Origin of the sequence: Mesorhizobium sp. M0276, from assembly GCF_040321755.1 — a bacterium.
Classification (GTDB): domain Bacteria; phylum Pseudomonadota; class Alphaproteobacteria; order Rhizobiales; family Rhizobiaceae; genus Mesorhizobium.
The window spans coordinates 146,331-161,515 of the sequence record NZ_JAMYSC010000004.1; the positions used below are offsets into that span (position 1 = coordinate 146,331).

Sequence of the window (15,185 nt, forward strand, 5' to 3'; positions counted from 1 at the left end):
TCGCTCACCCGCCGGTGGCTATGGTCAGCACCTTGAACGGCGTGGTGATGACGATCTCGGCGACCGAGCCGACGGCCTTGCCGAGGCCTTGACCGAGATTGTTGAGCTGTGTCGGGCCGGGTTCGTCCGAGGCCAGGCCAGCTGGCGCCCGCAGCCGGTCGCCGAGCAGTTGCACCAGCATCGGGTTGTCGGCGAATTTGGCGTGGTTGAGCCGGTCGCCGCCCTTGGCCTGGGAAAGATCGACCACCGACACGCCATAGCTGGCAAGGTCGGCCGCATTGCCGTAGTCGCCGACACGTGGCTTGTCGCCCGAGATCAGGGAGGAAAGCTTGAGAGCCCGGTCATCCGCGGAGAGCAGAATGGCGAACGGCTTATCGGGTTTGCCGTAGCGGATCATCTGCTTCTTGAACACATCGACATCGATGTCGGGCGAGGCCAGGATGACGTAGCCGAGCTTGCCGCCGAGATCGCGGTCGCCGGTGATGGCGAGCTGGCGCAGCGCCTCCATGGTCACCCAGGTTCCCATCGAATGCGCGATGATGTCGATGCTCTTGACCTTAGTCTTGGCTAGCATCCTGAGCGTCGCCTCGAGGTCGTCGCGCGCCGCGTTGGCGCTTTCCTTGTCGTAGATGTAACCGGTGGTCTTGCCGCTCGACGCCCATGAGAACAGCACCGGCGTACCTGGATATTTCGTGTCGTGGGCGATCTGCGTCAGCCGATAGATGCCGTCATCGAAGCCATTGTTGAAGCCATGCACGAAAACCAGCACACGGTCTCCGCGCATGGCGATGTCTGCGCCGACCGCCTTGGCGAATTGCGGCGCGCCTTCGTAGAAGGTTACGTCCCTGGCGGTGAAGTCCTTGGCCGGAGCGCTATTTGCCGATCCTTTGGCCCGCTCTATGGCGCCGACCTGATGGCTTTTCGGAACGGTGACGTCGACACGGGCAAAGCTGGTGGTCAGCGAGCGATCGCCGTCGTACACCTGTCGCGGATCCTTGATTGCCTTCTGCCGGGTCGTTGCAACGAAGATCTCATGCGTCGCCGCGATGTCGGAAGCGGGCACCGAGACAGCGGTCCTGTTGAGCAGGTCATGCGTGTTCTGGCCGGCGCAGCCGGTCACGGCGAGCGCGATAGCAACGACGAGGCAACTCTTCGAACGCACGGTCACGCGCCAGCTCCCGTAAGGGGGGACGTCAAACGCGTGACGTCGCTGGCTACTCCGATAGAGCCAGACACCGGCGCGGTCCAGTTCAAAGTGAGTCCATACGTCCGCAATACTGAACAGGCACGGCGAAACCGCGGGACCCCATCTATTGGCCGAGCAGGCCGATGCGGTCGGTCACGTCACGGTCGCTGGCAAAGCCGTCATCCTCGCGCAGGCGCTGGCCGATCATCTTCACCAGCGTTGGATTGTCGGCGAATTTCGTATGGTTGAAGCTGTCGCTTCCCTTGACCGTGGAGAGGTCGACGACGGTCACGCCGTAGGAGGCAAGATCGGCGGCATCCTTGTAGTCGCCGACGCGCGGCCGCGAACCGGCGATCAGGCCTGAGAGCCTCAGGGCCCGATCGTCGTCGGACAATAGCAGGATGAACGGCTTGTCGGGCTTGCCGTAGCGCCGCATCTGGCTCTTGAACACGTCGACGTCGATGTCGGGTGAGGCCAGCACCACGTCGCCGAGCTTGCCACCGAGATCGCGGTCGCCGCTGATGGCCATCTGGCGCAGCGTTTCCATGGTCACCCAGGTTCCCATTGAGTGGGCGACTATGTCGATGCGCCGGGCGCCCGACTGCTGCAGCATCCTGAGCGTCACTTCCAGCTGGTCGCGGGCAGCACTGGCGCTTTCCTTGTCGTAGACATAGTCGGTGGTCCTGGCGCCCGATGCCCAGGAAAACAGCACGGGCGTGCCGGGATAGCCGGAATCGTGGACAATCTGGGTGAGGCGATAGACGGCGGCGTCGAAGCCGGTGTTGTAGCCATGCACGAAGACCATGACGCGGCCGCCGCGCGCCGCGATGTCGGCGTTGAGGGCGCTGGAGAATTTCGGCTGCGTGTCGTAGCCGACGACCTCGGAGGCCATGAAATATTTGGCCGGGTCGTCCGACTTGCCGCGCGAGCGCCGCTCGATCTGGCCGGTCTCGTGGATCCCCGGAACGGTGACGTTGACGCGCGCGTAGTTAAGCGTCGCCGAGCGCTCGCCGTCGAAAACCTTATTGGGATCGTCGGATTTCTTGCGCGTCGTGGCGATAAAGATGCTGTGGTTGCCGGCGATCTCCGTCACCGGGGCGGACACCATGGCGCTACCCAGCAGTTCCTGTGTTTGCGAGCCGGCGCAGCCGGTGACGAACAAGGCAAGGACAACGGTAAAGATCTTCTTCAAAGGCACGCTTGAAATTCCAACTCCGGCCGAAAGGCCTGTCTACCCCCGCGACACCTCCCGGACAGGGAGAGTGCGGCGGAACTAAGTCGTGTCCCATCGAAATGTGATCAGCGCCCGGCTACAGCCGCCGCAGTGTTGCGCGAAAGCCAAAATGACGCGAGGAACGCCTCCCTGGTGCGCGCAATGAGCCACATCCACCGTAGACGCGCCGATTTCGGCAAAGACAGGATTTCAGGCCGACCGCCGCCGAAGCATTAACAAACGCCTTCAAGAGATTGCAAAGCTTTTGCGAACGCCCGTTGCGAGAGGACATGAATGGCGGGACGATGGCGTCGCAAGGCCGGATATGCAATAGGCGGGTTCGTGCGGCATCGTAGCGTAACGCCAACAACTGACGGTGCGCGGCCGGATCGGTGATGAGGTCTGCGGACGACATGCGCCGCGAGGGGGTTTTCAATGAACAGTTTCTCTTCCCGCGTTGCCGCCGCTGCTGCCGCGATCCGTCAGATCTTCCCGGAAACGCCGCTGCAGGAAAACGACTATTTGTCGAAAAAGACCGGCGCGCGGGTGCTGTTGAAGCGCGAGGATCTGTCGCCCGTGCGTTCCTACAAGATCCGCGGCGCCTTCAATTTCTTCCGCAAAACGCTGGCGGCGGGCAACGAGGCCGAACTGTTCGTGTGCGCGTCCGCCGGCAACCATGCGCAGGGCTTTGCTTTCGTCTGTCGCCATTTCGGCAAGAAGGGTGTGGTGTTCATGCCCGTGACGACTCCGCAGCAGAAGATCGACAAGACCAGGCTGTTCGGGGGCGATTTCGTCGAGATCAGGCTGGTTGGCGACTTTTTCGACGATTGCTATCGCGCCGCCTTCGAATTCACCGAAAGTTCCGGCGCCCATATGGTGCCTCCCTTCGACCACAAGGACATCATCGAGGGCCAGGCGACCGTCGCCTATGAGATCGCGGACCAGATGCCCGGCGCCCGCATGCCCGACATCGTCATGCTGCCGGTCGGCGGTGGCGGGCTCGCCGCCGGCGTCACCCACTTTTTCGCCGATCAGGGTCGGGAAGCGCGCTTCGTCTTCTGTGAACCAGCCGGCGCACCGAGCCTGCGAGAGAGCCTCGCTGCGGGAAAACGGCTCAAGCTCGCCAAGGTCGACAATTTCGTCGATGGCGCGGCAGTGGCCGAGATCGGCCGCGAGCCGTTACGGCATCTCAAGGATTTTCCTGCCGACACCGTGCGGCTGATCCCGGAAAACCGGCTCTGCGCCACCATGATCGAGATGCTCAACGTCGAGGGCGTCGTGCTGGAGCCGGCCGGTGCCCTGGCGATCGATGCGCTGAAGGATTTCTCCAGAAAGGAAATCAGGGGCAAGACCATTGTCGCCGTGGTCTCGGGCGGCAATTTCGATTTCGAGCGGCTGCCCGACGTCAAGGAGCGGGCACTGCGCTTCGAGGGCCTGAAGAAATACTTCATCATCCGCTTCCCCCAGCGGCCAGGCGCGCTGCGCGACTTCCTCGAACTGCTCGGTCCGGACGACGACATCGCCCGTTTCGAATATCTGAAGAAATCGGCGCGCAATTTCGGTTCGGTGCTGATCGGCATCGAAACCAAGGACCGCCGCAATTTCGACCTGCTCAAGGCGAATTTCGAGGCAGAAGGCGTCCAGTACCAGGACATCACCGATAACGAGACCTTGGCCGGGTTCATCATATGAGGGGTGCCAGAAAAACCTTCGTCGCGCTGTTTTCCGCCATCAATGTCGGCGGCAACCGCATCGCAAGATGACGGAGTTGCGATCGTTTTTCGAGGATCTCGGCTTTTCCGATGTCGCCACCTATGTGCAGAGCGGCAATGCCGTGTTCCGCGCGAAGACGGCCGATGCGGTTACGCTGACGAAACAGCTCGAAGCAGCCTTCGAGAAGAAATGGGGCTTCCATTCCCGCATCATGGTGCGCGATCTCTCATGGTTCGAGCGGCTGGTGAACGAAAATCCCTATCCGGACATGGCTGCGGACCACACGAAGCTCCATGCCTATGTGCTGGAGCGCGAGCCGACCGCCGATGAGGTGGCACGACTGGCCGAAAAGTGCACAGGGCCCGAACGCTTCGAGATCAAGGGCGATGTGCTCTACCTGCATGCGCCGGATGGACTGGGCAAATCGGTGTTTGCCGGGCTGATCCCGCGCACCCTGAAAGTGCCAGGCACGGCGCGTAACTGGCGCTCGGTGCAGGCGCTGCTGGCGATGGCCGCTCAGGCCGATGGGAAGTGAAGCACGATCCCGAAAAGTGGGTGCCGGTTTTCGCCAGAAGTCGTGCACGAATAGGCGCTTATGCCGCCGGCGCGGGTTTCCAGTCGAAGGTCAGTTCTTCGCGGAAAGCAAAGCGCTTGATGTGATCGGCGACGACGCTTTCCAGCCGTTCGATCGATCCGGCTTCGTCAGTTGAAACCGTGATATGCAGCGCGGTCGCGTCTGCGTCCAGAACCGTGCGGCCCATTGAGAGATCGATGGTGCCATGGGCGGGATCGAACTCGACCGGGAATTTGTGCGCCCAGTGCTTGCACAATTGCTGCAGGTAGCGGCTGGCATGCTCGGTGGCAATATCGGCACGGCTGGTCGGCATGAATGAATTCTCCTGGTAAGCGCCGGCCTCGGCGGGCAGGCGCGATAAGCAGGTAGACAGGTGCCGTCGATCAGAACGGCAAAGGCGGCCGGCTTGTCCGCATGGCCGCCCCACTCAAGATGGCGTGATCGCTACCAGGTGCCGGTGTTCGGCATCGAGGCCCAAGGCTCGGCTTTGGGCTTCGCCGGTCCCTTTTGCAGCAGTTCGATCGAAATGCCGTCCGGCGACTTGACGAAGGCCATATTGCCGTCGCGCGGCGGCCGATTGATGATGACGCCGTTGTCCATCAAATGCTGGCAGGTGGCGTAGATGTCGTCGACCTCATAGGCGAGGTGGCCGAAATTTCGCCCGCCCTTGTAGTCTTCCGGATCCCAATTGTAGGTCAGTTCGATTAGCGGCGCCTTGTCGGCGATGCCGCTTTGCTCGTCTTCCGACGCGGCGAGGAAGATCAGCGTGAAGCGGCCTTGCTCGTTTTCGTAGCGGCGCACCTCCTTGAGGCCGAGCTTGTTGCAGTAGAAGTCAAGCGAGGCATCCACGTCGGCGACGCGGACCATGGTGTGCAGATAGCGCATGAGGATTCCTCGTGAATTGCATTGCGGTGCAACATAGGGTCGACCCCGTCAAAGGGCAATCATGCGGCAGCGCGCAATGCCGGCAAAGAACAAATCCGGTATTCACCCCATTGAACCGTGAAAAAAGGCACGGCAGGTCTTGCACACACCGGAAGCGGCAGTGTTAATCTGGTCCCCAAGAATCAGTTGCGGTGTTCTTTAAAAGAGGGGGCATTCTTATGGGGGAAAAGGCCTCTTTCATGGGGCGGGACGAACCTCTAGGCGATGCCTTGCAGCGTGACGAAGGCGGTGACGCCGCCGACCTGCTCGAAATTGCCGGCGTGATCAAGTGGTTCGATGTGGCCAAGGGTTATGGTTTCATCCTCCCGGATGACGGCATTTCGGGCGACATCCTCCTCCATGTGACGTGTCTTCGAAAGGACGGCTTTCAGACGGCCCTGGAGGGCGCGCGCGTGGTCTGCCTCGTCAAGCATGGCGACCGCGGATTGCAGGCCTTCCGGGTGCTCTCCATGGATCTCACCACAGCGGTTCATCCGGCCGAGATGCAGGAGCAGCGCACCCATGTCGCGGTGACGCCGGAAAGTGGTCTCGAACGCGCTTTGGTGAAGTGGTTCAACCGCACCAAGGGTTTTGGTTTTCTGACCCGCGGCGAGGGCACCGAGGATATCTTCGTCCATATGGAAACCTTGCGCCGCTACGGCATCACCGAGCTTCGGCCCGGCCAGGTCGTGCTGGTTCGTTTCGGACGCGGCGACAAAGGCCTTATGGCCGCCGAAATTCACCCCGATATGGGGACCTTGCCGGTCTCGCACTAGGACGATTTCCGGCTGAGGATTTCGAATGGCTCACAGGAACTGGCTGGCGGCGGGCGTGGTGTGCGCCGTGATTGCCGTCATCGTCGCCGCAGGCGCCTTCTTCTATTCCGAAAGGCCGACCGCGGCGGACAGTCGGGCGATGATCCTTGCGGTCGACCCGACGCCACTGGTCGTGGTGACGAAAGGCGGCGATCGCTCCTTTTCCATCGAAATCGCCGACACCGATCCAGAGCGCGAAGCCGGTTTGATGTATCGCCAAGACATGCCCGACGATCACGGCATGCTGTTCGTCTTCGAGATGCCACAGCAGGTCAATTTCTGGATGCGGAACACGCCGATGCCGCTCGATCTGATCTTTGTCGGCCAGGACGGCAAGATCCGGGCGATCAAGCGCGGTGAGCCGCAATCCGACGCCGTTATTTCGCCAGGTGTCCCGGTACGTTTCGTGCTCGAACTCAAGGCCGGCACGGCCGCCAGCAACGGCATCGAATATGGCGACCTGGTGCGCCATCCGGCCGTGGGCACAGCGTCTAGCCCCGGCGTGCCGCCCGCCGACAATGGCGATGCGCCCAATGGCGGCGGCGGTTGAGTGGGCAGGCGGGATCGCCGATGCAGCTTTTCACCCACGACGGCTTCGACATTGCCTTCCTCGACCGCCAGCCGGCATCGGGCGAGGGCGACCCGGTCCTCATGATCCACGGCTTCGCTTCGAGCCACTATGTCAATTGGGTGTCGCCCGGCTGGTTCAAGACGCTGAACGATGCCGGTTACCGCGCCATCGCCTTCGACAACCGCGGCCATGGTTCGTCTTCGAAGAGCTATGAGGAGGCCGATTATACGCCGGCGAAGATGGCTTCGGATGCCGCCGCCTTGCTCGACCACCTCGGCATCGAGCGCGCCCATGTCATGGGCTATTCGATGGGCGCGCGCATCGCGGCGTTCCTGGCGCTGTCGGATCCGGACAAGGTGGCGACGCTGGTTTTCGGGGGTCTTGGCATCGGCATGATCGATGGTGTCGGCGATTGGGATCCGATCGCCGCGGCCCTGCTTGCCGATGATCCGGCCGCGACAAGCCATCCGCGTGGCCGATCGTTTCGCGTCTTCGCCGACCAGACCCGCAGCGATCGCCGTGCGTTGGCCGCCTGCATTGCCAAATCGCGCGAACTGCTGAGCGAGCAGGATATTGCCCGCATTGCCCAGCCGACGCTGGTCGCTGTCGGCACGACCGACGACATTGGCGGCTCGCCTGATGAACTCGCGGCGTTGATGCCGAACGCCAGGGCCTTTCACATCTTGGGCCGCGACCACATGCTGGCTGTCGGGGACAAGACCTTCAAGCAGCGTGTGCTGGAGTTCTATGCCGAAAATCCGCTCTGAGCGGACGGCGAGGGGGGCGGGACGTGACTGCCCTCAGCCTGTGGTGAGAGCCGCCAGCGACCGCGTCATGTTTTCGCGGGCCTGGCGTTCAAAGCGTTGCCGGAATTCCTCCGTGTGGAAAATGTGTGGGCGGGAGAGGAAATTCCTCAGCACGGCACTGCGCCCGGCCCGCCACATCGGCCCCTCCACCCAGGCGTACTCGCGTCGCACGGCGCGCTCGTAGGCGTCGAAGGCGTCCGGCGCGGCACCCAGGATCGACAGATCCATATCGAGGAAAAGACTTGCGTCCCGTGTGCTCGTCGCGTCGTCAAACGGCGGCACCTGGTGTGTGGCGGTGGCGACGATCATCGCCGAGATGCGGTTGAGGCGGGAAGAGTCCGCGCGGCCCGCTAGCTTCTTCTCGGCAAGGGCAGCACTTTGCGCCTCATTGTCCTTGGCCTTGCTGTCATAGATGGCATCGTGGAACCAGATTGCCGCTTCGACGGCTCCGGGGTCGCCGAGCGCCGCTCGATAGTCACCTGCAAGCGCCAACATCGCCTCGATATGGGCAAGGTTGTGGTAGTGGCGGCCTGGTTCCCGGTAGAGTGCTGAAAGCTCGCTCTTCAGAGCGTCGTCGATCAAGGGTTCGTTTTCCATGGCTGCTTGAATTCCCGCGAACCAAATCCATTTGACAATGCATTGAGGAAAATTGAGTTCAATCGTGCTATGATCTGGCTTATATGTGCGGCCGGACAACAGGCAAGCACAACAGGCAAGCCCGGCAGGGCGCAGGACGAGACGGCGATGAACAGCATCAGCATTTCCCGACACGGCGCATTGAAGCCGGTCGACCCGATCTGGCGTTCGATCCGCGACGAAGCGATGGAGGCTGTCAACCGCGACCCATTGCTCGCCGCGTTCCTCTATTCGACCATCCTCAACCAGGACAGCCTGGAGGAAGCGGTCATCCATCGCCTGGCCGAACGGCTGGCGCATCAGGACATCGGCTCCGATCTCATCCGCCAGACCTTCAAATCCATGCTGGCCGACGACAAGGACTGGCCGACGACCGTGCGCGTCGACATCCAAGCCTATTACGACCGCGATCCGGCCTGCGACCGCTTCATCATGCCAGTGCTCTATTTCAAGGGTTTTCACGCCATCCAGACGCACCGCCTGGCGCATTGGCTGTGGAGCCAGGGCCGCAAGGATTTCGCGCTCTATCTGCAGAGCCGCTCGTCCTCGGTCTTCCAGACCGACATCAACCCGGCCGCGCGTATCGGCAAGGGCATCTTCATCGACCACGCCACCGGCCTTGTGGTCGGCGAGACCGCGGTGATCGAGGACGATGTGTCGATATTGCATGGCGTGACACTGGGCGGTACCGGCAAGGCCGGCGGCGACCGTCATCCCAAGATCCGCTACGGCGTGCTGATCGGCGCTGGTGCCAAGATCCTCGGCAACATCGAAATCGGCCATTGCTCGAAGATTGCGGCAGGCTCGGTGGTGCTGTCGCCAGTGCCGCACAACAAGACGGTTGCCGGCGTACCGGCCCGCGTCGTTGGCGAGACCGGCTGCGATCAGCCGTCGCGCCAGATGGACCAGCTTCTGCCGTCGCAGACGATGGATCAGGTCGTCAGCTTCGACATCTGATTTTCACAAGGCCGCCGCCTGCTGCCGGATTCCGGCCGCGGGCATGAGCGGCGGTTGTCTCGCCTTATCAGGCCGCTTGCCTTTACATCGCCATTGTCGACGTGTCAGAAGCGCGCTCGAACGAGCAAGCCCGATGATCGGAGAAGACTGTTGAAGCCGGACGAAATCAGAAAGCTGGACGCCTATTTCAAGCGCGTCTTCCAGAACCCAAAGCTCGAGGTCAAGGCACGGCCGCGCAAGGAAGATTCAGCCGAGGTCTATGTCGGTGACGAATTCCTCGGCATCGTCTTCAAGGACGAGGACGACGGCGACTACAATTTTTCGATGGCTATCCTCGACATCGATCTGGCCTGAGCCAGCACCTTGCGCTTGGCCGGCTGCGCCTCGAATGCGGCCGGCCAGCCAGGTTTCCCGACGCTTTCCTAATGTCCTGTTTTCAGGACACGCCCGGCTTCGGTGGCAATCGACGCGTCAAGCGTCTGCCAATCTCCCAGAAACCCCCTTGGGAAGCGATAGGTGAGGCTGAGCTCGTCGCCGACCTGGATGTCGCGCTCGCACGGCGCAAGCGATTCGTCGGCACTCGGCCCGCTCAGGCAACGCGCCACGAACGGGTCCTTGCCGGGGCGCTCGGCGACAACCAGCACCTCGTTCAAATAGCCTGATTTCTCGTTGAAGCCATATACGGTCGTGCCGCCAGGCCCCGCAATGCCGGGTTTGGTGATCAACGCGCTGTATATCGGCGCGAAGCGACCACTCATGTCACGCGACATCATCCGCTGTTCGAAGGAAAGGAAGACGATGTTCTTGACAGCACCGGTGTGGTTGAAATCGTCGCGCGTGGCTTCGCTGTAGCCGTCCATCTGGGGATAGCGCAGATAGAGATCGAGCCGCGAGGCGATACCGTCGCGCCGGGCCTGGGCGAAACGGATGGCGTTGGCCGGCACGGCAATGACATTGTTGCCGATCACCACCTGGTGGATTGTTACGTCGTCGGTGTATCCGGCCATGGCGATCGAATGGCCGAACCATTTGCCGCCGAGGCTGATCGCTACCGACAGCAGGGCCAGCGCCGCGAACGCGTAGAGCACCCGCTTCATCAGCCTGGAATCGACCACGGTGAGTTCGTTGGCGAGCGCTGCCTGTTTCATCTCAGTTCTTGGATCTCCGGCCGCCTCGATGTCCCTGGGCGGCACACATCGCACGGCATGGCTTTTGCAGCCTTCATGGAACGACTGTGCAATTTCATGGTAAATGGGAAGTTAAGATGGGACCGCTGGAACTCACGCTCTTCGCTTTTGTCGTCGGGTTGACCGCCTGTGGGCTGGCCGGATCGGCCATGGAGCTGGTTTCGGGTCGCAAGGTCGCTTTCACGGAACCCTATGTGTCGCCGTCCCATATCTTGCGCTCGCTGCTCGCCACCGCGTGTGCCGGCCCTTTCATGCTGGTCAACGATGCGATCGATGCCCGGCGCGAGCGCCGCATTTCGATGATGGCGCTGATGTCCTGCGGCTGCACGGCGATTGCCTGGTCCTTGGCGCTGGGCGTGGTCGTGCTTGCCATTGCCTCATGGACGATCCGTCTCCTAGGCTCCGACTTGCCAGGCTGAGACGATTCGGAGACCAAGACATGCCGCTCTACGCGATCGATGGAACGGGGCCCAGTTTCGCGGATGTGCAGACCAACTGGATCGCGCCCGATGCGACGCTGATCGGCGACGTTCGGGTCGGCCGCAATGCCGGCTTCTGGTTCGGCGCCGTCATTCGCGGCGACAATGAGCCCATCGTCATCGGCGCCGACACCAATGTGCAGGAACATACGGTCATGCACACCGATCCCGGCTTTCCGCTGACGATCGGGGAGGGCTGCACGATCGGCCATCGCGCCTTGCTGCATGGCTGCACGATCGGCGACAACAGTCTGATCGGTATGGGCGCCATCGTGCTGAACGGCGCGAAAATCGGCAGGAATTCGTTGGTCGGTGCGGGTGCGCTGGTCACCGAAGGCAAGGAATTCCCGGACAATTCGCTGATCGTCGGCTCGCCTGCCAAGGCAATCAGGGTGCTGGACGACGCGGCCGTGGCGAAGTTGCGCGGCTCGGCCGCACACTACGTTGCCAATGGCAAGCGCTTCAAGGCGGGCTTGAAGGAGGCCTGAGGCCAGTTTGGCTTTCATCGCGGCCTAACTCACCGGCGGTTGGAGCCGGGCCCGGCTATCGCATCGCGCAGCAAGGACGCACCGGCGTCAAAGCCGGCAATGTCGGCCTCCTCTATGGCTGTCCTGTAGTGATCGATGCGGGTTTCGAGCGTCTGGTCGGCGCCGGCCGCCAAAAGCAGGCGGATCGCATCGACGCTGCCGATGGCCACCGAATAGTGAAGCGGCGTCCAGTCGTTCACACCCCGCATGTTGGGGTCGGCACCGCCCTCGATCAATACCCGCAAGATGTCCAGCCTGTCGGTCCGGTCGGTGGACAGCGCCGCGATGAAAGACGGAAACCCGCCGTGATCCTGATAATTCGGATCCGAGCCCGCATCCAGCAAGGTCGAGATGAAGCCGACCGGGCTCCAATAGATCGCATATTCCAGCGGATGCCCGAGCCCGAGCTCAAACGGCATTCGCTCGTCGAACCAGCGGGGCGAGCCACCCAAAGCCATGCCGAGGCCATCGAAATCGCCCGCCTTGAAGGCATCGTCGATGGCCTTGTACAGGCGATGGCGCTCGCAGCGATCTTCCGGGATTTCCAACATCGCGGTGATCCAGAGGTGGAACTGACGGCCTACAGTGCGCCGTTCTCCTGCCGGTGGAAAGGCGGGACGATTCGACTGAATGAGATTGAGATATTCCAGCCTGTCTGCGAACGGTCATCGCCAGAAATGGCGGAGCCGGCCCGGGGACGGGGCCGGCTCCTTTCACCCGGTCGTTGGGGACGGGGAGGGTGGGGACTCGACCGGGTTTCTCCTTAGGCGCTTCGCACTCATGCGGCGCGCTTGATCTGTGATATCTAGCGGACGCTCGCGACCGCGTCGGAGCGGCCGTCGTTGATCGTCACCCAAACGCCGGAATTCTGGTCGGACTGGCGCTTGAGATAGGTGTAGTCGGTGTCCGTCCAGGACAGGACCTTGGTCTCCAGATTGTCGAGGATGAATTCTCCCAGGCTGGTGCGCACGGTCAGCACCGCGTGACCGTCGCCATTCGGCTGGCGCGCGACGGTCATCAGCAGATTGCCGGCGGGCACGCCCGCATCCATCAATTCGCGACGCTTCTCCAGCGCGTAATCCTCACAATCGCCATAGCCATTATCCGGATAGGCCCAGTATTCCTCGACACCGTAGTTCTCCATGTCGGTGCGCGGCTTGATGCGGGTGTTGACGGAATTGTTGACGTTGACGATCGTCGCCCACAGCTTGCGGGTCAGCTCGACCGGCGCGCCCTTGGCGGTCCTTTCGCTGCATTCGCCAGCTATGCGCTGGCAGAACTCATAATGGCCAACAGGCTGCGTGGTACGTCCGCCGGTGTGCATATAGGCCGGTCCCGCGGCATATGCTGATCCCCAAGCGGAAAGCTGCATCGCCATTGCCACCAGCAACAGCTTGCGCCTCGTTTTCTTCATTGTTGTAGTCTCCCCGTTCGAAGGAGACATTGCCACATGTGGATTTATTTGAGGCAAAAGCACGAAGTAGATATTGAGTAAAACGCCAGTAGAATAAACATAAAATTTGAATCATTTGAGTATTAAATCATTTGGGCTTTCGAAGCTGGTCCTCGGGCTCGATGTCATGCAGGCCTTGCAGGCAACGGCCTCGAGCCTGGCTGAAACATCTCAATCGGCGATGTCGCGAACGCAAAAACCGGCCGCAAAGGGCCGGCTTCATTAAGCGTTGCTGGTCTTGTCAGACGCGCGGCGCGTTGAATTCGGAATCGAGCGTTTCGGGACGCTGGATGACGGCGAATTCGATGGCGACGCCATCCTCGAAGTGGCGGACGACCTGCCCGCGCATGGTGCCCAGCATGACCTGGATGCCGATTGCCGGCTTGACGTCGATCTCGACCGCGGCGCCGGAAAGCGACAGGTCGATGATACGGCACTGGTACTGGCGGCCATCGGTGAGCTGCAGAACGCTGGTCGGATTGCGCGGCGCGACGCGCTCGTGGCGACGGTCTTCCGGCAGGTCGAGTTCATGCTTGTTGGCAAGCCAGGTCAATTGCGCGGCAAGCTTGTCCTTCTTGCGATCCGACGCGATGACGGTCATTGCGAAACCGTCCTGCAAGGTGCGCGTGACGACACCTTCGATGCGGCCGATATGATCGATGTAGGCGATGACTTTTTCGCCGGGCATGCCGATGCGGTCGGTGCGAAATGCTACATTGCCCGGCGACATGTCGACGACCTGGCAGGGGTGCTCGGTGCGGTCTTCCAGCATGAAGCGCCCGTAAATCTTGACGCGGACGCGCTGAAAGTTACGCCTTTCAGCTTGGGACGGCGCATAGTCGATCGCCGCTGACCTCATGACTGCCTTCACCCTGTTTGCGTCCCACGCGTCCATGCGAGAACTTCATCAAAGAAGTACAACAAAGCAGGTTAACAAAGGGGAAAAGCGGGCGCTTTTAGGCTCGTCCCCTTGTATGTATGTCGTTGTTCCAAGACCGCTGCGCACTTTTGGGCGACATTACCGAGACGCGAAACTGCGGATTATTCCTCGCGCCCGCCATCGAAGACGACGAGATGACGGATGCGGCGCGCCCGGCCGAGCGCCGAGATCGTCTCGGGTGCCCCGAGGTCATTGGGAACGAGCGAGGGAACATCGATCGCCGGACGGTTGTTCAGGAGCTCCTTCTCCGGGTCGATGACGCGGATCGAATCGATCAGCGCGTCGGTGATCGGGTCGGCGCCCAGCCAGAAGGGCTTCTCCACGGCACTGACGACGCCCAGGCAGCGCGGATTTTCGACGCCGCCGTCAAGCGGCAAAGCGAGCAGCTCGAACTTGTTGGAGCGCCCGTTGCGGCTGAAGCCCTCATAGGTGATGAGCACGACCGACTTCTGCTCGAAGACACCATGGATCAGCCGCGAGACGAGCCGCTGATCCTTCTCGCGCCACAGCGATGGAAAGGAAAACCCCTTGAGTTCGCGGCCATAGCAGGCGCAAAGCCTGGTGCCGGCCAGCCGGAACACGGCTTGCCCGCGCGTGTCCCGTTCCAGGATAAAGGTGTCGGCCAGCAGCGACTTGATATCGGCCGGCTCGACCTCCGAACGCTTCGGGGCAGGGCGTCCGTCACGCAGGCGATTCCAATAGTGGAACAGCGTGATCGATCCATTCTGGTTCATATTATGCTGCTCCGCGCAATCTGTCGTCTGATGTCCCATCGGTGAACAGAAGGGCGCCCTCCGATGACCTACATGCGTTGCGGAGCAGGAAGCGTGCCAGCGTCGTTAACACTTGTTCACGGGTCGGGGCCGTTAAGGTTAACAAGTGGTTTACGTTGCATCGAAGCAAGCCCCGTGGCACACAAAAACCACTCCAGAAGCGGTCGTTTCGCGACGATCGGCAGCACTTCAGTCAGAGTTTTAGGGGAGCAGGGGGCTCGACCAGCCGTTCAGGGGAAACCTTGAACGGCTTCTTTTTTGATTCGCGCCCAGCGATTCGGGGTTAACGGCGGGCTGAGATTTCCGCTCGCCGCGATGCTGGAACAATCCCGACGATCGACAACGCGGCATCGCCCAAGCCTGCGACAAGCAACGGCAACATTTGCCAATCACGCGCTTCGAAAGAGAAAAATCTGCGTTCCGAACGGCTC

19 protein-coding genes and 1 pseudogene are annotated in these 15,185 nt (G+C 61.6%); 9 read left to right on the forward strand and 11 right to left on the reverse strand.

Going from position 1 to position 15,185, the window contains the following annotated elements; all coding sequences use genetic code 11:
* Positions 1–4: 4 nt before the first annotated feature.
* Positions 5–1,168 (reverse strand): alpha/beta hydrolase, encoded by a 1,164-nt coding sequence (locus NKJ01_RS05395; protein ID WP_023759426.1) that lies wholly within the window; start codon positions 1,166–1,168, stop codon positions 5–7.
* Positions 1,169–1,310: 142 nt separating this feature from the next.
* Positions 1,311–2,384: an alpha/beta hydrolase gene (locus NKJ01_RS05400; RefSeq protein WP_023759425.1), complete on the reverse strand. Its 1,074-nt coding sequence runs from the start codon at positions 2,382–2,384 to the stop codon at positions 1,311–1,313.
* Positions 2,385–2,834: 450 nt separating this feature from the next.
* On the opposite strand from NKJ01_RS05400, the gene ilvA reads away from it, so the two are divergent.
* Together ilvA and NKJ01_RS05410 are read left to right on the forward strand one after the other, a co-directional pair.
* Positions 2,835–4,091, forward strand: coding sequence for a threonine ammonia-lyase IlvA (gene ilvA, locus NKJ01_RS05405; RefSeq protein WP_352726662.1), 1,257 nt, complete (start codon positions 2,835–2,837; stop codon positions 4,089–4,091).
* A pseudogene (locus NKJ01_RS05410) lies at positions 4,088–4,647 on the forward strand (DUF1697 domain-containing protein). The gene ilvA and the pseudogene NKJ01_RS05410 overlap by 4 nt, the downstream one beginning before the upstream one ends.
* A gap of 58 nt (positions 4,648–4,705) precedes the next feature.
* Here the strand turns inward: NKJ01_RS05410 and NKJ01_RS05415 are convergent.
* Positions 4,706–4,999: a DUF2218 domain-containing protein gene (locus NKJ01_RS05415; protein ID WP_352602558.1), complete on the reverse strand. Its 294-nt coding sequence runs from the start codon at positions 4,997–4,999 to the stop codon at positions 4,706–4,708.
* 131 nt (positions 5,000–5,130) lie between these two features.
* Positions 5,131–5,571: a lactoylglutathione lyase gene (gene gloA, locus NKJ01_RS05420; protein ID WP_023759421.1), complete on the reverse strand. Its 441-nt coding sequence runs from the start codon at positions 5,569–5,571 to the stop codon at positions 5,131–5,133.
* A gap of 218 nt (positions 5,572–5,789) precedes the next feature.
* On the opposite strand from gloA, the gene NKJ01_RS05425 reads away from it, so the two are divergent.
* Genes NKJ01_RS05425 through NKJ01_RS05435 form a run of 3 tightly spaced genes read left to right on the forward strand, consistent with a single transcriptional unit; the run spans position 5,790 to position 7,763 of the window.
* Positions 5,790–6,386 carry a cold-shock protein gene (locus tag NKJ01_RS05425; protein ID WP_032907472.1) on the forward strand — a complete coding sequence of 199 codons (597 nt, stop codon included), beginning with the start codon at positions 5,790–5,792 and terminating at the stop codon, positions 6,384–6,386.
* Positions 6,387–6,411: 25 nt separating this feature from the next.
* Entirely contained in the window at positions 6,412–6,975 is a 564-nt protein-coding gene (locus NKJ01_RS05430; RefSeq protein ID WP_352726664.1) for a DUF192 domain-containing protein, read from the forward strand.
* A 20-nt stretch (positions 6,976–6,995) separates the two neighbouring features.
* The gene (locus NKJ01_RS05435) at positions 6,996–7,763 is read left to right on the forward strand and encodes an alpha/beta fold hydrolase (protein WP_352726666.1); all 768 of its coding nucleotides are present in this window, start codon (positions 6,996–6,998) and stop codon (positions 7,761–7,763) included.
* A gap of 33 nt (positions 7,764–7,796) precedes the next feature.
* Here the strand turns inward: NKJ01_RS05435 and NKJ01_RS05440 are convergent, their stop codons facing one another.
* Both NKJ01_RS05440 and NKJ01_RS05445 read right to left on the reverse strand, forming a co-directional pair.
* Positions 7,797–8,399: an HD domain-containing protein gene (locus NKJ01_RS05440; RefSeq protein WP_352726667.1), complete on the reverse strand. Its 603-nt coding sequence runs from the start codon at positions 8,397–8,399 to the stop codon at positions 7,797–7,799.
* Positions 8,381–8,557 carry a hypothetical protein gene (locus tag NKJ01_RS05445; RefSeq protein ID WP_352726669.1) on the reverse strand — a complete coding sequence of 59 codons (177 nt, stop codon included), beginning with the start codon at positions 8,555–8,557 and terminating at the stop codon, positions 8,381–8,383. The genes NKJ01_RS05440 and NKJ01_RS05445 overlap by 19 nt, the downstream gene beginning before the upstream one ends.
* On the opposite strand from NKJ01_RS05445, the gene cysE reads away from it, so the two are divergent.
* Positions 8,547–9,395: a serine O-acetyltransferase gene (gene cysE, locus NKJ01_RS05450; RefSeq protein ID WP_352726670.1), complete on the forward strand. Its 849-nt coding sequence runs from the start codon at positions 8,547–8,549 to the stop codon at positions 9,393–9,395. The genes NKJ01_RS05445 and cysE overlap by 11 nt on opposite strands.
* A 150-nt stretch (positions 9,396–9,545) precedes the next feature.
* Positions 9,546–9,749 carry a DUF3126 family protein gene (locus NKJ01_RS05455; RefSeq protein WP_006200852.1) on the forward strand — a complete coding sequence of 68 codons (204 nt, stop codon included), beginning with the start codon at positions 9,546–9,548 and terminating at the stop codon, positions 9,747–9,749.
* Positions 9,750–9,817: 68 nt separating this feature from the next.
* Here NKJ01_RS05455 and NKJ01_RS05460 read toward each other — a convergent pair whose 3' ends face one another.
* Positions 9,818–10,543, reverse strand: coding sequence for a hypothetical protein (locus tag NKJ01_RS05460; protein ID WP_352726671.1), 726 nt, complete (start codon positions 10,541–10,543; stop codon positions 9,818–9,820).
* A gap of 116 nt (positions 10,544–10,659) precedes the next feature.
* On the opposite strand from NKJ01_RS05460, the gene NKJ01_RS05465 reads away from it, so the two are divergent.
* Positions 10,660–11,001 (forward strand): DUF6949 family protein, encoded by a 342-nt coding sequence (locus NKJ01_RS05465; protein WP_352726673.1) that lies wholly within the window; start codon positions 10,660–10,662, stop codon positions 10,999–11,001.
* A gap of 20 nt (positions 11,002–11,021) precedes the next feature.
* Complete coding sequence (locus tag NKJ01_RS05470) at positions 11,022–11,549, forward strand: gamma carbonic anhydrase family protein (RefSeq protein ID WP_352602546.1); 528 nt, start codon at positions 11,022–11,024, stop codon at positions 11,547–11,549.
* Between the two features lie 29 nt (positions 11,550–11,578).
* On the opposite strand, the gene NKJ01_RS05475 is transcribed toward NKJ01_RS05470, so the two are convergent.
* The 4 genes from NKJ01_RS05475 to NKJ01_RS05490 form a co-directional block, all read right to left on the reverse strand.
* On the reverse strand, positions 11,579–12,139 hold the full coding sequence (locus NKJ01_RS05475) for an ankyrin repeat domain-containing protein (protein WP_352726675.1): 561 nt from the start codon (positions 12,137–12,139) through the stop codon (positions 11,579–11,581).
* A 254-nt stretch (positions 12,140–12,393) separates the two neighbouring features.
* Complete coding sequence (locus NKJ01_RS05480) at positions 12,394–13,002, reverse strand: transglutaminase-like cysteine peptidase (protein ID WP_352726676.1); 609 nt, start codon at positions 13,000–13,002, stop codon at positions 12,394–12,396.
* A gap of 280 nt (positions 13,003–13,282) precedes the next feature.
* A complete protein-coding gene (locus tag NKJ01_RS05485; protein ID WP_352602538.1) occupies positions 13,283–13,900 on the reverse strand; it encodes a PilZ domain-containing protein in 618 nt (205 codons plus the stop codon).
* 182 nt (positions 13,901–14,082) lie between these two features.
* Positions 14,083–14,715, reverse strand: a complete 633-nt coding sequence (locus NKJ01_RS05490; protein WP_352726678.1) for a PAS domain-containing protein — start codon at positions 14,713–14,715, stop codon at positions 14,083–14,085.
* Positions 14,716–15,185 lie beyond the last annotated feature (470 nt).

Bases quoted from the DNA above. Each gene is read 5' to 3' on its own strand.
- ilvA (WP_352726662.1), top strand. From the start codon at position 2,835: ATGAACAGTTTCTCTTCCCGCGTTGCCGCCGCTGCTGCCGCGATCCGT.
- NKJ01_RS05415 (WP_352602558.1), bottom strand. From the start codon at position 4,999: ATGCCGACCAGCCGTGCCGATATTGCCACCGAGCATGCCAGCCGCTAC.
- gloA (WP_023759421.1), bottom strand. From the start codon at position 5,571: ATGCGCTATCTGCACACCATGGTCCGCGTCGCCGACGTGGATGCCTCG.
- NKJ01_RS05425 (WP_032907472.1), top strand. From the start codon at position 5,790: ATGGGGGAAAAGGCCTCTTTCATGGGGCGGGACGAACCTCTAGGCGAT.
- NKJ01_RS05430 (WP_352726664.1), top strand. From the start codon at position 6,412: ATGGCTCACAGGAACTGGCTGGCGGCGGGCGTGGTGTGCGCCGTGATT.
- NKJ01_RS05435 (WP_352726666.1), top strand. From the start codon at position 6,996: ATGCAGCTTTTCACCCACGACGGCTTCGACATTGCCTTCCTCGACCGC.
- NKJ01_RS05440 (WP_352726667.1), bottom strand. From the start codon at position 8,399: ATGGAAAACGAACCCTTGATCGACGACGCTCTGAAGAGCGAGCTTTCA.
- cysE (WP_352726670.1), top strand. From the start codon at position 8,547: ATGAACAGCATCAGCATTTCCCGACACGGCGCATTGAAGCCGGTCGAC.
- NKJ01_RS05445 (WP_352726669.1), bottom strand. From the start codon at position 8,557: ATGCTGTTCATCGCCGTCTCGTCCTGCGCCCTGCCGGGCTTGCCTGTT.
- NKJ01_RS05460 (WP_352726671.1), bottom strand. From the start codon at position 10,543: ATGAAACAGGCAGCGCTCGCCAACGAACTCACCGTGGTCGATTCCAGG.
- NKJ01_RS05465 (WP_352726673.1), top strand. From the start codon at position 10,660: ATGGGACCGCTGGAACTCACGCTCTTCGCTTTTGTCGTCGGGTTGACC.
- NKJ01_RS05470 (WP_352602546.1), top strand. From the start codon at position 11,022: ATGCCGCTCTACGCGATCGATGGAACGGGGCCCAGTTTCGCGGATGTG.
- NKJ01_RS05475 (WP_352726675.1), bottom strand. From the start codon at position 12,139: ATGTTGGAAATCCCGGAAGATCGCTGCGAGCGCCATCGCCTGTACAAG.
- NKJ01_RS05480 (WP_352726676.1), bottom strand. From the start codon at position 13,002: ATGAAGAAAACGAGGCGCAAGCTGTTGCTGGTGGCAATGGCGATGCAG.
- NKJ01_RS05485 (WP_352602538.1), bottom strand. From the start codon at position 13,900: ATGAGGTCAGCGGCGATCGACTATGCGCCGTCCCAAGCTGAAAGGCGT.
- NKJ01_RS05490 (WP_352726678.1), bottom strand. From the start codon at position 14,715: ATGAACCAGAATGGATCGATCACGCTGTTCCACTATTGGAATCGCCTG.